At 74.7% G+C, this 13,597-nt stretch carries 14 protein-coding genes; 6 read left to right on the top strand and 8 right to left on the bottom strand.

The genetic code is table 11. The annotated features are described in order from the left end of the window. Nucleotides 1-8 precede the first annotated feature (8 nt). Complete coding sequence (locus GYH36_RS02280) at nucleotides 9-893, bottom strand: ArsR/SmtB family transcription factor (RefSeq protein ID WP_312028471.1); 885 nt, start codon at nucleotides 891-893, stop codon at nucleotides 9-11. Between the two features lie 150 nt (nucleotides 894-1,043). On the opposite strand from GYH36_RS02280, the gene GYH36_RS02275 reads away from it, so the two are divergent. The 4 genes from GYH36_RS02275 to GYH36_RS02260 all read left to right on the top strand — a co-directional run bounded on the left by GYH36_RS02275 (nucleotide 1,044) and on the right by GYH36_RS02260 (nucleotide 3,979). Then, on the top strand, nucleotides 1,044-1,490 hold the full coding sequence (locus GYH36_RS02275) for a cupin domain-containing protein (RefSeq protein ID WP_162288975.1): 447 nt from the start codon (nucleotides 1,044-1,046) through the stop codon (nucleotides 1,488-1,490). Further along, nucleotides 1,487-1,879: a DUF4267 domain-containing protein gene (locus GYH36_RS02270; RefSeq protein ID WP_162288974.1), complete on the top strand. Its 393-nt coding sequence runs from the start codon at nucleotides 1,487-1,489 to the stop codon at nucleotides 1,877-1,879. The genes GYH36_RS02275 and GYH36_RS02270 overlap by 4 nt, the downstream gene beginning before the upstream one ends. Nucleotides 1,880-2,120: 241 nt before the next feature. Next, complete coding sequence (locus GYH36_RS02265) at nucleotides 2,121-2,531, top strand: hypothetical protein (RefSeq protein ID WP_162288973.1); 411 nt, start codon at nucleotides 2,121-2,123, stop codon at nucleotides 2,529-2,531. A gap of 386 nt (nucleotides 2,532-2,917) precedes the next feature. Beyond that, on the top strand, nucleotides 2,918-3,979 hold the full coding sequence (locus GYH36_RS02260; protein WP_155099074.1) for a tyrosine-type recombinase/integrase: 1,062 nt from the start codon (nucleotides 2,918-2,920) through the stop codon (nucleotides 3,977-3,979). Nucleotides 3,980-4,079: 100 nt separating this feature from the next. Here the strand turns inward: GYH36_RS02260 and GYH36_RS02255 are convergent, their stop codons facing one another. Continuing rightward, nucleotides 4,080-4,667, bottom strand: coding sequence for a DUF6928 family protein (locus GYH36_RS02255; protein WP_024839679.1), 588 nt, complete (start codon nucleotides 4,665-4,667; stop codon nucleotides 4,080-4,082). A 167-nt stretch (nucleotides 4,668-4,834) separates the two neighbouring features. Between GYH36_RS02255 and GYH36_RS02250 the strand changes: the two genes are divergently transcribed. After that, nucleotides 4,835-5,104 (top strand): DUF7218 family protein, encoded by a 270-nt coding sequence (locus GYH36_RS02250; protein WP_024839678.1) that lies wholly within the window; start codon nucleotides 4,835-4,837, stop codon nucleotides 5,102-5,104. 117 nt (nucleotides 5,105-5,221) lie between these two features. After that, nucleotides 5,222-6,469 (top strand): phospholipase D-like domain-containing protein, encoded by a 1,248-nt coding sequence (locus GYH36_RS02245; RefSeq protein ID WP_203231500.1) that lies wholly within the window; start codon nucleotides 5,222-5,224, stop codon nucleotides 6,467-6,469. Between the two features lie 33 nt (nucleotides 6,470-6,502). Here the strand turns inward: GYH36_RS02245 and GYH36_RS02240 are convergent, their stop codons facing one another. The 6 genes from GYH36_RS02240 to GYH36_RS02215 all read right to left on the bottom strand — a co-directional run bounded on the left by GYH36_RS02240 (nucleotide 6,503) and on the right by GYH36_RS02215 (nucleotide 13,587). Then, entirely contained in the window at nucleotides 6,503-7,345 is an 843-nt protein-coding gene (locus GYH36_RS02240; RefSeq protein WP_162288972.1) for an MBL fold metallo-hydrolase, read from the bottom strand. Between the two features lie 66 nt (nucleotides 7,346-7,411). After that, nucleotides 7,412-10,810, bottom strand: a complete 3,399-nt coding sequence (locus GYH36_RS02235) for a pyruvate carboxylase (protein ID WP_024839675.1) — start codon at nucleotides 10,808-10,810, stop codon at nucleotides 7,412-7,414. Between the two features lie 175 nt (nucleotides 10,811-10,985). Then, a complete protein-coding gene (locus GYH36_RS02230) occupies nucleotides 10,986-11,573 on the bottom strand; it encodes a MerR family transcriptional regulator (RefSeq protein WP_024839674.1) in 588 nt (195 codons plus the stop codon). 204 nt (nucleotides 11,574-11,777) lie between these two features. Then, nucleotides 11,778-12,251 carry a bifunctional nuclease family protein gene (locus tag GYH36_RS02225; RefSeq protein WP_024839673.1) on the bottom strand — a complete coding sequence of 158 codons (474 nt, stop codon included), beginning with the start codon at nucleotides 12,249-12,251 and terminating at the stop codon, nucleotides 11,778-11,780. A gap of 95 nt (nucleotides 12,252-12,346) precedes the next feature. Beyond that, a complete protein-coding gene (gene ftsR / locus GYH36_RS02220; protein WP_312028468.1) occupies nucleotides 12,347-13,108 on the bottom strand; it encodes a transcriptional regulator FtsR in 762 nt (253 codons plus the stop codon). Next, a complete protein-coding gene (locus GYH36_RS02215) occupies nucleotides 13,105-13,587 on the bottom strand; it encodes an FHA domain-containing protein (protein ID WP_024839671.1) in 483 nt (160 codons plus the stop codon). Before GYH36_RS02215 ends, ftsR begins: the two co-directional genes overlap by 4 nt. Nucleotides 13,588-13,597 lie beyond the last annotated feature (10 nt).

The raw sequence follows: 13,597 nt of genomic DNA, 5'->3' as shown, positions 1-13,597 counted from the left end.
CCACCCCGCTACGCCGTGCCCGCCCCGCCCGCAGCGGCCAGCAGCGCCCGGCCCGCGTCCGTGAGCTCGTGCGTGACCGTGCGCCCCGCACGCGTGCTGTCCACCAGGCCCGCGTCACGCAGCACCGCGAGGTGCTCGCTCGCCGTCGACGCCGCCACCCCCAGCAGGCCCGCGACCGCCGTCGTCTGCAGGGGAGTGGCGAGCGACGCGAGGATCCGCGCCCGGCTCGCCCCCACCAACCGGTCCAACGACCGCGGCGCCGGCGGCGGCGACCACAGGTAACGCCCCGACGCCGGGTAGAACACCGCGGGCGACCAGTGGTCCGACGTCGCGCACTGCACCCGGTTCGTGATGAACAACGACGGCACCAGGACCAGCCCGCCGCGCCCCGCGACCTCGACGTCCACCGCCGAGCGCACCGCGACCGTTCCCTCCGCGAACGTCAACGACCCGTGCAACCGCGGCAGCACCGCCCCCAGCCCCTCACGACCCACCTGCAGCGCCCGGTCCACCAGCTCCGCACGCAACGCACGACGCATCGACACCCACTCCGGCTCCACCGCCGCCTCCCACAACCGGCGCACCGCGTCCGCAGCCGCCGACCGCGCACCCTCCGGGTCACCCAGCAGCCGAGCCCGCACCGCCGGCGAGCACCGCCGCGTCGCGTCCACCAGCTCCGCACGCACCTGCTCCACCGGCGCCGCCAGCACCGCCGCCAACCCGTCCTCGAACGACGGCTCGTCCGACGCCGGCGGCGGGTCCAGGAAGTCCGGCCGGTACGCGCCGTCCGCCATGAACACCGTCAACGCCGACAGGTCCAGACCCGCCCACCGCTCCCGACGCCGCCGCAACCACGGACCGAACCCCGCGTGCCGCCCCGGCTGCGTCAGCACCCGCGCCAGGCTCACCACCTCGTGCACCGGCGACATCGCCCACCGCACACCCGACGCACCAGGCCCCAGCCGATACCGGATCACCCGCACATTGTGCGGCCACGACCGAAACGAGCACCAGCACCCGCGCCGCACGCGAAGACTCCCACCATGACCCACACCGACACCCGCACCATCGCCCTCGGAGCCAACGGCTCCACCGTCGAGATCCTCGCCCGACCCACCCAGACCGGCGGCGCCGCCAGCCTCTACCGGTGGCGCCTCGCACCCACCAGTCGCGGCCCCGCACCCCACCGGCACACCACCTTCGACGAGACGTTCGTCGTCGAGACGGGGGAGATCGACTACTACGACGGCACCACCTGGCGCACCCTGCGACCCGGCGACACCGCCCACGCACCCCGCGGGGGAGTGCACGCCCTGCGCAAGACCCGCCCCGAGCCCGCCACGGTCCTCATGCTCCTCACACCCGGAGTCCCGCGCGAGGACTACTTCGCCGCGCTCGCCACCACCGACGAGCACGACCTCCCGCAGCTCCACGCACACCACGACAACCACCCGGCCGACGAGCACCCAGCCGACGAGCACCACCGATGACCGGCACCACGACGCTCGTCCACGTCGCGACGGCGCTCGCGGGCCTGGTCGCCCTCGGCGTCGTCGCGCTGGGCGTGCACGGGTGGCGCGCGCCCCGCACGGCGGCCGGCTTCGGCATCCCCGGCACGACGACCGACGACCCCGCCGTGCGTGCCTGGCTGCGCGTCAAGGCCGTCCGGGACGTCGGCAGCGGCCTGCTCCTGCTCGTCGTCCTCGCCGCCGGGTCACCCGGCCTGCTCGGCGCGTGCCTCCTCGTCGCCGCGGCGATACCTGCCGGTGACGCGGTCGTCGTCGTGCGCTCCGGTGGACCCCGGCGCACGGCCTGGGGCGTGCACGGCAGCACCGCGGCGGTCATGGCCGCCGCGGCCGTGCCGCTGCACGCCGCCTGACGCGCCGGGGAGGCGACAGGCGACGCCGCCGGTCGAGCAGGCGGACCCGGTGCGTGAGCACGGACGGACGAACCACGACCATCTGCTCGACACGAGAGAGGCCCGAGAGGGGCTCGTGGAGCGCTGCACCTGTTCTGACGAACCCTTCCGCGTTGCGCCGATAATGTACATTATGTCATTTCGGCGCATCGAGAGCCCTCGGAGCGCATCAGGCAGGTGGCTCGCGCGCTCCCCTTCAGGCATGAGCACGACGACCTCCGCACCTCGGCTTCCCGGCCTCGCATCCCCGCGGGATCGCCGCTGGGCGACGCCCGGACGGGGCGCACCGTTCGCCACGTCGACCCTGACGGCGCCGTTCGCCAGGCTCGCTCCGGACGGCCGGCGGCGCCCGCGAGGCGTCGTCGTCACGGTGCTCGCGACGCTCGGATGGCTCCCGGTGCTCGCGCTGACCGTCGTGGCGTTCCTCGTCGTCGGGGTCGTCGCGGGCGTCGCGGCGGCGTCCGTGTGGGCCTGGCGCTCGGTGTCCCCCGGGCAGGCGCGACCTGCCGCGCCCGAGGGTGACGCACCGCGCCCGGCGTCCGCGCCGAACGGCTCGCAGGACCGCCCGCGGCGGCGCCTGGTGCGCGACCGCACCCTCGGCTACGATGCCTAGCATCGGACATACGGTTCAAACCATTGTGTTTAGGTCAACAGCGTGGTGACACGTAGGTCGTGACCGGTCGTGCTGCGAGACGGCGCAGCCCCCACGACGTGTCGACGTCTGACCGCCCACCGGCGCGGGCTCACCCACCAGGCTGGGCTCGCCCGTCACGTCGGGCTCGCACCGCGCCACCAGGTCCCTCCCCGCGCACGTGCCGCAGGTGCGCCGTCCGCCCACCGGTCCCCCTCGGCACCGACCCCCTCGGCTCCGACCCGCTCCCCCGGATGCCGCGTCGACGCAGGTCACGGCGCCGTGGGACGGTCCGGGCGTGTCGGTGCCCCGGCCTAGGCTGACGCCACGACCCGACACGCCGACGACCGACACGACGAGGAGGCCCCATGGTCGCCCCGCCCCGCCTCGAGCGGATCACCGTCGCCGAGGCCGCCGACCGCTACCTCGCGTCCGTCGCGGCGCAGACGCTGCGCGGCGTGCTGTCCCCGACGACGCGCCGCAGCTACGAGCGCGACGTCGCCGAGTTCGCCCGCCTCGCCGGGCCCGCGCGGGTGCTGGACGACGTCAGCGGCGAGGACGTCGACGACGTGCTCCTGCGCTACCAGATCACGCCCGACGGCCGGTACGCGGACGCGTCCCGCAAGCCCGGGACCACGGGTCGCTCCGCCGCGACGGTGAACCGCTTCCGCCAGTCCGTGACCCGCTTCTTCGCGCACGCCGCGCGCGAGGGCTGGGTGCAGGCCGACCCGATGCAGTGGGCCGCTCCCCCGGCGCGTCTGCGTGACGGGCTGCGCGTGGCCCGCACCGCGCTGTCCGCGGGGTCGGCGGCGTCGCTGCTGGAGGTGTCCGCCGCCCGCTCGCCCGGCACCGCGGCGGCGTCGCGGCGCGACCAGGACCTCCAGCTGCGCGACCGCCTCGTCGTCGCGCTCCTCCTCGTCCTCGGGCCGCGCGTGTCCGAGCTCGAGCGCGCGAACCTCGACGACTTCTCCCGCGGGCCGGACCAGACGCGGTGGCGCATCCAGGGCAAGGGCGGTCACGTGCGCACCGTCACGCTCTCGCCCCCGCTCGCCGACGCGCTCGAGGAGTACCTCGCGCGGCTGCGGCCCGCGCTCCTCGCGCGGCGCCCCGACGACCCGGACGCCCAGCGCGCGCTCCTGCTGTCGTGGCGCGGGCGGCGCATCGACGCGCAGGCCGTGCGGGGACTCCTGCGTCGGTGCGTCGAGCGCATGCCCGCGCAGTACCGCCGCGAGGCCACGCCGCACGCCCTGCGTCACACGACCGCGACGCTGCTCGCCGCCGAGGGCTGGGACGTCAAGGTCGTGGCCGAGCTCCTCGGGCACGCGTCCATCGCGACGACGGGCGTGTACCTCGACCGCATCGAGGGCGAGCTCGCGGCCGCGATCCGCGCCCACCCGCTGACGGCCGCGCTCGAGCCCACGCAAGCCTGACGTCCTGCACCCGCGGAGACGCAGCGTCGTCTCGGTGCGGCGCGGTCGAGGTGGAGCGGCTCGACCGACGGTTCACCGGGAGCGCAGGTCCGGTGCCGGTTCACGACGCGGGTGGTACCGACCGCGCGAAAGCGTGCAGGGCGACGTCCTCCCAGGGCACCGGTTGCGCGACCGGTGGAGCCGCGTCCCCCTCGAGCGCCAGCACCGAGGCCAGCGCCGCGTTGCACAGGTCGAGCCACCTCTGAGGCGTCACCAGGTCGTCGCCCGGGAAGGCGCCTGGCGTTCCTCGGTCGGACCACACCCCGGCCACGGCGTTGACCGAGAGGGAGCGTGACAGCGCACCGGACAACCACCGGCCGTAGGCGAACATGTCGTTCGACGACGACGCGGTGAGCAGCTGCACGTCGGGCCACTCGGCGAGCTTGAGGTACCGCGCGTGGAGCATGGACGGGTCGTACAGGTGGGCGTCCCTCGTCGCGATGAGCACCCCGTCGTCGAACACCCCCACCGCAGGTCTCTCCCGCGGCGGGAAACAGGTCTCGAGCAGGGGGCGCAGCCCCACCAGGCGGTAGGGGGTTCGCGGGAAGAGGCGCCGCATCACGGACTCGGCGTCCGCCTCGCCGGCAGGCCTCGTGAGGTCGAGCGCGCCGTCCCGCGAGTACGCCAGCAGAGAGAAGCTCAGACCCATCCGGAGAGCGTAGGGGACCGCACGTCGGCGTCGGGCGCACCCGGCCCGGACGCCGCGGCCCGTCGTCGTGCACGAGCGACCTCCGCGTGCGAGCACCACCGGTCGGCGAGAGCCTGGCGAGGAGCCGGCGCCGACCGGGTTGCCGGACCGACGGGAGGGAGGCCGACGTGCCGAAGCGCAAGCCGGGCCCGAGCGTGAAGGACCCCGAGCTGTACGAGAAGCTGCGCGACGAGGGCGACTCGAAGGAGAAGGCGGCCCGCATCGCGAACGCCGCAGCGGGGTCGTCCCGCTCGAGCGTCGGGCGCAAGGGCGGGAAGTCGGGCGACTACGACGACTGGACCGTCGACGAGCTGCGCAAGCGGGCCGCCGAGATCGGCATCGACGGCCGGTCCTCGATGCGCAAGGCGGAGCTCGTGCGCGCCCTGCGCTCGCACTGACGGTCGGGGCGCCGCACCGCGGCCGCGCGCGAGCCGCGGTGCGGCGGATCTCACCCGCGCCCCCGCTCGCGCCCGGGTCGCGCCGTGGAGGCCGCCCGCTACGGTGAGTGCGTGCACCTGTCCGCCGACGCCGTCCTGCGCACCACCCGCCGCCTGCTCTCCCGCGCGCTCGTGCTCGCCGTCGCGGCGCCGGTCACCGTCGCGGGCGTGCTCGTCGCCACCGACGCGGTGCGCAAGCGCCGCAACACGGTCGAGGCGACGTTCCCCCGCTCCTCCCCCGCCGACGTCGAGGTCGCGGGCACCACGACGACCGTCTTCACGTACGGCGAGGACGTGTACCGCGAGATGCTCGCCGCGATCCGCGGCGCCCGCCGCCGCATCCTCTTCGAGACGTACATCTGGAAGGCCGACGCGCTCGGCGAGGAGTTCAAGCGCGCGCTGGTCGAGGCGAGCGAGCGCGGCGTCGAGGTGTTCGTCGTCTACGACGGGTTCGCCAACCTCGTCGTGCCGCAGTCGTTCTTCGACCTGCCCGCCCCGATCCACGTCATCCGCTACCCCGTGTTCCGGCCCGGCGTGCTGCTGCTCAACGTGCGCAAGTCGGGCCGCGACCACCGCAAGATCCTCGTCGTCGACGACGAGATCGCGTTCGTCGGCGGGTACAACATCGGCGCCCTGTACGCGACGCAGTGGCGCGACACCCACGTCCGGCTCGTCGGCCCCAGCGCGTGGGAGCTGCGCAACGCGTTCGTCGACTTCTGGAACGCGAACCGCGCGTCCGACCAGCCGCTGCTCGCCGACCCGGGTTCGGTGCACTGGGAGCCGCGGCTGCGCGCGGCCCGCAACGCGCCGGCGCACCTCGTGTTCCCCATCCGTGGGATCTACCTCGACGCGATCGACCGCGCGAGCTCCCACGTCTACATCACGCAGGCGTACTTCATCCCCGACCGCGAGATCCTCGCCGCGCTCCTCGCGGCCGCGGCCCGCGGCGTCGACGTGCGGGTCCTCGTGCCGGAACGCTCCAACCACGTGCTCGCCGACTGGCTCTCCCGCGGCCTCTACACGGCGCTGCTCAAGGGCGGGGTGCGCATCCACCTGTACGAGGACGCGATGGTGCACGCCAAGACCGCGACCATCGACGGCGCGTGGACGACGATCGGGACGGCCAACATCGACCGGCTGTCCCTCACCGGCAACTACGAGGTCAACCTCGAGATCACCGACCCCGGCGTCGCCGAGCAGATGGAGAAGGTGTTCGAGGTCGACCTGTCGAACTCGCGCGAGCTCACCCTCGCCGAGTGGGAGTCGCGGTCGCTCGCCGCAAAGCTCAGCGAGATCGTCCTCACGCCGCTGCGCCCGCTCCTGTAGCACCCGGGCGCGGGCCGCAGCCCGTCGACGGCGTCACCGGGCGGGGTCGGACCGCGCCACGTCCGCGACGGCCTCCTCGGGGCGCGGCGGCACCGTCTCGTCCGCCTCGAGCAGGGCGACCTCCCCGAACTCGGGGTGCTCCCGCCGCAGGGCCCCCGCCGCGGCGTCCGCGGCGCCGTCCAGGCTCCCCGCCGCGACGTCGAGCGACTCCCCGACCGCGAGCGGGCGGTACGCGTACGTCCCGCCCGTGCGCTGCTCCCCCAGCAGCCGGTCCACCAGGGCGTGCCCCGCGTCCGACAGCACCGCGTCGTGGACCGGCACCACGACCCACGGATCCAGGGACCGCACGAAGTCGATCGTCTCGCCGAGCCGGAGCCACGGCGCGGACACCGGCGCGAGGAGCACGTCGAGCCGCTCACCCCTGAGCAGACCGGGCGCGGGCTCGTCGAACGAGTCGCCCGGGTGCCACAGCGCGCCGCCGTCCCCGCGCACGAGGTACGCGAGGTTCGTCAGCCGCGGCACGTCGTCGTGGATCACGGCGTGCAGCCCGCCGCCCACCACGACCTCCAGCCCGCCGAGGTCGAGCCGGTCGCCCGGTGCGACGACGTGCACGCGCGACGTCGTGTCCGTCGGCAGCGCGCCGCGCAGCACGTCCGCGACCGCCTCGGACCCCCACACCGCGAGCGACGGCCGGGACGCCAGCGCCGCGCCGAGGGCCGCCACGTCGAGGTGGTCCGGGTGCTGGTGCGTCAGGAGCACCGTGTCCGCGTCGCGCAGCGCACCCGCGGCGTCGCTGAACGCGCCCGGGTCGACCGCGACCACCTGCCCGCCGTGGCGCACCGTGACGCACGCGTGGCCGTGGAACGTGACGCGCATGGAACCTCCTCGACTCGCCCTCTCACCCGGCCGGCCCGTCGCGAGCCGGCCGCCGTCCTGCTGCGGTCAGCCCACCACGAGGACCAGGTCGCCACCCTCGAGCTGCTGCACCGCACCCACCGCGACACGCTGGACCGTGCCCGCGACCGGCGTCGTGATCGCCGCCTCCATCTTCATCGCCTCGACCGTCGCGACCGTCTGGCCCGCCTCGACGACGTCGCCCACCGCGACCACCGGCGTCACCGCGCCCGCAAACGGCGCCGCGACCTGCCCCGGCTGCGTCGGGTCCGCCTTCTCCGCGGTGCGCACGTCCACGTCGACCGACCGGTCGCGCACCTGGATCGGGCGCAGCTGACCGTTCAGGGTGAACATCACCGTACGCATGCCGCGCTCGTCCGGCGTCCCGATCGCCTCCAGGCCCACGAGCAGACGCACGCCCTTGCCCAGCGAGACCGCGACCTCCTGACCCGGCTCCAACCCGTACAGGTACGTCGGGGTGTCCAGCACCGACACGTCCCCGTACGTCTGGCGCACCTGCTCGAACTCCTTCGTCGGCCCCGCGAACAGCAGGTGGTTGAGCCGACGACGGCGCACCTCCCCCGGCTGCGCGAGCTCCGCCTCGTCCTCCGGCGCCAACGGCGTCACGCCGCCGCGCGCAGCACGCCCCGCCAGCGCACGCGACCGGAACGGCTCCGGCCACCCGCCGGGCGGGTCACCGAGCTCGCCGCCGAGGAACCCGACGACCGAGTCCGGGATGTCGAACGCCTGCGGGTCCGCCGCGAACTCCGCCGGGTCCGCACCCACCGCCACCAGGTGCAGCGCGAGGTCGCCCACGACCTTCGACGACGGCGTCACCTTGACCAGACGCCCGAGGATGCGGTCCGCCGCCGCGTACATCGCCTCGACCTGCTCGAACTTGTCCCCCAGACCCAGCGCGATCGCCTGCTGCCGCAGGTTCGACAGCTGCCCGCCCGGGATCTCGTGCTCGTACACGCGCCCCGTCGGCCCCGGCAGACCCGACTCGAACGGCGCGTACACGCGGCGCACCGCCTCCCAGTACGGCTCGAGGTCCGCGACCGCCGCGAGCGACAGTCCCGTGTCACGCTCCGTGTGCTCCAGCCCCGCGACCAGCGCCGACAGCGACGGCTGGCTCGTCGTCCCGGCCATCGCGGCGCTCGCGGCGTCCACGGCGTCGACGCCCGCCGCGGCGGCGGCGAGGAGCGTCGCCATCTGCCCGCCGGACGTGTCGTGCGTGTGCAGGTGCACGGGCAGGTCGAACCGCTCGCGCAGCGCGCTCACGAGGCGCGTCGCGGCGGCGGGGCGCAGCAGCCCCGCCATGTCCTTGATCGCGAGCACGTGCGCGCCCGCCTCGACGATGCGGTCGGCGAGGCGCAGGTAGTAGTCGAGCGTGTACAGGTCCTCGGCCGGGTCGAGGAGGTTGCCCGTGTAGCACAGGGCGACCTCCGCGACCGTGGTGCCGGTCGCGCGCACGGCCTCGATCGCGGGGCGCATCTGGTCGACGTCGTTGAGCGCGTCGAAGATGCGGAACACGTCGATCCCGGTCGCCGCGGCCTCCTCGACGAACGCCTCCGTGACGCGGCGCGGGTACGGCGTGTAGCCGACGGTGTTGCGCCCGCGCAGCAGCATCTGGATCGCGAGGTTCGGCATCGCCTCGCGCAGCGCGGCGAGCCGCTCCCACGGGTCCTCGCCGAGGAAGCGCAGCGCGACGTCGTACGTGGCGCCGCCCCAGGCCTCGACGGACCACAGCTGCGGGGTGGCTCGCGCGACGTACGGCGCGACGGCCGCGAGGTCGTGGGTGCGCACGCGCGTCGCGAGCAGCGACTGGTGGGCGTCGCGGAACGTGGTGTCGGTAACGCGCAGCCGCTGCTCGGCGCGCAGGGCGCGGGCGAAGCCCTCGGGGCCGAGCTCGAGGAGCTGCTGGCGCGACCCGGGCGGGGGCGCGACGGCGAGGTCGAGCGCGGGCAGCTTCGTCGCGGGGTCGATCGTGCGCCGCGGCTCGCCGTGCGGGCGGTTGACCGTCGTGTCGCCGACGTGGGCGAGCAGGCGCGTGCCCCGGTCGGCGCTCTCGCGCGCGGCGAGCAGCTCGGGGCGCTCGTCGATGAACGACGTCGCGACGTTCCCGGCGACGAACTCGGGGTCGGCGAGGACGGCCTGCAGGAACGGGATGTTCGTCCGGATACCGCGGATGCGGAACTCGGCGAGCGCGCGCCGGGCGCGGCGCACCGCCGTCGGGAAGTCGCGCCCGCGGCACGTGAGCTTGACGAGCATCGAGTCGAAGTGGCCGGAGACGACGGACCCGGCGGTCGCGGTCGCGCCGTCGAGCCGGACGCCCGCGCCGCCCGGGGAGCGGTAGGCGATGATGCGGCCCGTGTCGGGGCGGAACCCGTTCGCCGGGTCCTCGGTCGTGATGCGGGTCTGCAGGGCGGCGCCGTTGACGCGCACGTCCTCCTGGCGGATGCCGAGGTCCTCGAGCGTCTCGCCGGACGCGATGCGCATCTGCGCGGAGACGAGGTCGACGTCGGTGACCTCCTCGGTCACGGTGTGCTCGACCTGGATGCGCGGGTTCATCTCGATGAACACGTGCTGCCCGGCGCGCTCCCCGACCGTGTCGACGAGGAACTCGACCGTGCCCGCGTTCTGGTACCCGATGTGGCGCGCGAACCGCACGGCGTCGGCGCACAGCGCGTCGCGGATCGCGGGGTCGAGGTTCGGCGCGGGCGCGATCTCGACGACCTTCTGGTGGCGGCGCTGCAGCGAGCAGTCGCGCTCGTACAGGTGCACGACGTTCCCGGCGCCGTCGGCGAGGATCTGCACCTCGATGTGGCGCGGGCGCAGCACGGCCTGCTCGAGGAACACGGTCGGGTCGCCGAACGCGCCGTCGGCCTCGCGCATCGCCGCGGCCAGCGCCTCGGGGAGCTCCTCGCGCGTGTCGACGCGCCGCATGCCGCGCCCGCCGCCGCCGGCGACGGCCTTGACGAACACGGGGAAGCCGACGGCGTCGGCGGCCGCGACGAGCTCGTCGACGTCGGACGACGGCTCGCTCGACGCGAGGACGGGGAGCCCTGCCTCGCGGGCGGCCTTGAGCGCGCGGACCTTGTTGCCGGCGAGCTCGAGCACCTCGGGCGGGGGGCCGACGAAGGTCAGGCCGGCGTCGGCGCACGCCCGCGCGAGGTCCGGGTTCTCGGACAGGAAGCCGTAGCCGGGGTAGACGGCGTCCGCGCCGGCCTCGCGCGCGACGCGCACGATCTCGTCGATGTCGAGGTAGGCGCGCACGGGGTGGCCGGGCTCCCCGATGAGGTAGGCCTCGTCGGCCTTGAGGCGGTGCTCGGAGTTCCGGTCCTCCTGCGGGAAGACTGCGACCGTGCGGGCCCCCAGCTCGTAGGCGGCGCGGAACGCCCTGACGGCGATCTCCGCGCGGTTGGCGACCAGGACCTTCGAGAACACCGGGACTCCATCCCTCGACCGGCGGCGCCGACGCACCGGGGAGGGCGCGACGCACCACGTACCGGGCGATCCTCCCACGGCCTCGCAGGGCAGGCCGCCGCACCGGCTGTGACGTGGTCCACAGCCGTCGGGCGGGTCCGGGGCGCCCGACCGCAGCGGGCGCTCGTGGGCGGCGTCAGCCGGCGGAGCGCGCGCGACGGCGCTGGGCGAGCTCGTCCTGCGGGCTCGCCGTGGCGTCGTCGTCCTCGAGCGACTCGGTCGGCAGCTCCGCGAGCGTGCCCTCGACCTCGCGCCAGACCCGGCCGACCGCGATGCCGAACACGCCCTGCCCGCCCTGCACGAGGTCGACGACCTCGTCGGGCGACGTGCACTCGTACACGCTCGCGCCGTCGCTCATGAGCGTGATCTGCGCGAGGTCGTCGACCCCGCGCTCGCGCAGGTGCTCGACGGCCTGGCGGATCTGCTGCAGGGAGACCCCGGTGTCCAGGAGCCGCTTGACGACCTTGAGCACGAGGATGTCGCGAAAGCTGTAGAGCCGGTGGGAGCCGGAACCGGACGCCGGGCGCACGGTGGGCTCGACGAGCCCGGTGCGGGCCCAGTAGTCGAGCTGGCGGTACGTGATGCCGGCGGCGCGGCACGCGGTGGGTCCGCGGTAGCCCGTCGTGGTGTCCTGCTCGGTGATGTCCTCCCCGAAGAGGAGACCCTGCGCACCCTGCGGAACTGCCGCGCCGGCACCGACGCTCGCCTCACCGCTGCTGTTCACTGTCGCCTCCTGGGGTGATGTCCACGACCACGCTATGGGCGCCGCCGGGGGCCGTCAACGACCGACCGCCCGAGCGTGGGGGTGTGTCGCGCCGCGCGTGCGCCGACCCGACCGCCCAACCCTCGACCTGAGGTCGAAGGTCCGCTTCGTCCGTTGTGCCCGGAGGTCTCGACCTGTCCTGGAGGTCGAGCGTGCCGGGCTCCCCTACTCGTCCACCGAGAAGTCCTCGGGCTGGACGTGGTCGAGGAAGTCACGGAACTTCTCGACCTCCTCCTGCTGGGCGACGTCCACGACCTCGACGCCCGCGGTCGCGACGACCTCCGCCGAGCACAGCACGGGGCTGCCGGTGCGGACCGCGACCGCGATCGCGTCCGACGCGCGCGAGTCGAGCCGCACGCCGTTGCTCAGGACGAGCTCGGCGAAGAAGATCCCGCCGTCGAGCGCGACGATCTCCGCCCGCTCGAGCCGGACCCCGACCGCGTCGAGGAGGTCGCGCAGCAGGTCGTGCGTCATGGGTCGCGGCGTGGGCAGCCCGGCCTGGGCCATCGCGATCGCGCTGGCCTCGCGCGGCCCGATGACGATCGGGACGACGAGCTCGGACGCGTCGTCGAGCAGCAGCACCACGATCTCCTGGTCGCGCTGCTGCTGACGGACCCCCAGCACCTCGACCGGGACCATCGGGACGTCGTCGCTCACCCCTCCACGGTACGACTCCGCCCGGCATCCGGCAGGGGGTGCGGCCGACTCGTCGTGACGCGGGCGCGTCCCGGCGATCAGCGGGTGAGGTCGTCGATGCCCTGCCGCACGAACACGGTGTGCAGCTGGGCGCAGAGCTCCCCGACCTCCGACGCGACGGTCCCCGCGTGGGCGCGGGCGGACGCGCTCTGCTGGCCGCGCCACGGCGAGACGACCTGGTGCACGAGGCTCACGTGGCGGTCGGCGGCGGTGCGCAGGGAGCGCAGGTGGCGCGGCTCGATGCCGTACTCGGCGAGGCCCGCGGCGAGCACGACGACGTCGAGCGACCGCGCGTCGAGCTGACCGCCCGGCGCCTGCCGCAGCACGCCCGCCTCGATGAGGCCCTCGACGAGCTCGCGCTCGACGCCCGCCGCGGACACGAGCGCGTCGACCGTGTACCGCTGGCGCACGGCCGCGGAGCCGGGCTCGCCGTCGCTCGTCGCGAGGCGCGGGACGAGCTGCTCGACCTCGGTGCCCGCGTCGAGCGCGGCGAGGCGCTCCTTGATGACCTTCAGCGGGAGGTACCGGTCACGCTGCTCGACGAGCACGAAGCGCAGGCGCTCCACGTCCGCGGGGCTGTACTGCCGGTACCCCGACGCGGTGCGCACGGGCTCGATGAGCCCCTGCTCTTCGAGGAAGCGCAGCTTGGAGTGGCTGACGTTGGGGAACTCGGCGCGCAGCGCCCGCAGCACGTCGGAGATCCGCATGGTCGCGCGCCGCGAGATGCCCTGCGGCCACGGCTCGGGGCCGCCCGCGGGCTCGGGCACCGTGGCGTGCGCGGCTCCCGTCGAGGCGCTCACGACCGCGGTGCCGTGCCGCCCGCCGGGGCCCCCGCGTGCGGGCTGGCGTGGAACGTGAGCCGGTACTTGCCGATCTGCACCTCGTCGCCCGTCGAGAGCGCGACGGCGTCGATGCGGCTGCGGTTCACGTACGTGCCGTTCAGCGACCCGACGTCGCGCACGACGAACCGCTCGCCCTCGCGCACGAACTCGGCGTGCTTGCGCGAGACGGTGACGTCGTCGAGGAAGATGTCCGCGTGCTCGGACCGGCCGGCGACGGTGCGCTCGGCGTCGAGGAGGAAGCGCGACCCCTGCCCGGGGCCGCGCTGCATGATGAGCAGGGCGGAGTGGCGCGGCAGGGCCGCGACCGCGGCGTGCTCCTCGGGGCTCAGGCCACCGGGCTGCACGCCCTCCTCGATCGGGGCCTCGATCCGGCCGAAGCTGACCGTCGTGTCGCTACCCGCCCGGTTCGGCACCTCAGGACCGCCTGGGACACTCATCTCGCCTCCT

The organism is Cellulosimicrobium composti (genome assembly GCF_010287905.1).
GTDB lineage: Bacteria > Actinomycetota > Actinomycetes > Actinomycetales > Cellulomonadaceae > Cellulosimicrobium > Cellulosimicrobium composti.
Note: the sequence above shows the minus strand (reverse complement) of the source record. Positions and strands in the feature narration are given on the sequence as shown.

What these genes read in the sequence shown, in the direction of transcription:
- GYH36_RS02260 (WP_155099074.1), top strand. Translation starts at nt 2,918, where the DNA reads ATGGTCGCCCCGCCCCGCCTCGAGCGGATCACCGTCGCCGAGGCCGCC.
- GYH36_RS02265 (WP_162288973.1), top strand. Translation starts at nt 2,121, where the DNA reads ATGAGCACGACGACCTCCGCACCTCGGCTTCCCGGCCTCGCATCCCCG.
- GYH36_RS02255 (WP_024839679.1), bottom strand. Translation starts at nt 4,667, where the DNA reads ATGGGTCTGAGCTTCTCTCTGCTGGCGTACTCGCGGGACGGCGCGCTC.
- GYH36_RS02215 (WP_024839671.1), bottom strand. Translation starts at nt 13,587, where the DNA reads ATGAGTGTCCCAGGCGGTCCTGAGGTGCCGAACCGGGCGGGTAGCGAC.
- GYH36_RS02225 (WP_024839673.1), bottom strand. Translation starts at nt 12,251, where the DNA reads ATGGTCCCGGTCGAGGTGCTGGGGGTCCGTCAGCAGCAGCGCGACCAG.
- GYH36_RS02270 (WP_162288974.1), top strand. Translation starts at nt 1,487, where the DNA reads ATGACCGGCACCACGACGCTCGTCCACGTCGCGACGGCGCTCGCGGGC.
- GYH36_RS02275 (WP_162288975.1), top strand. Translation starts at nt 1,044, where the DNA reads ATGACCCACACCGACACCCGCACCATCGCCCTCGGAGCCAACGGCTCC.
- GYH36_RS02240 (WP_162288972.1), bottom strand. Translation starts at nt 7,345, where the DNA reads ATGCGCGTCACGTTCCACGGCCACGCGTGCGTCACGGTGCGCCACGGC.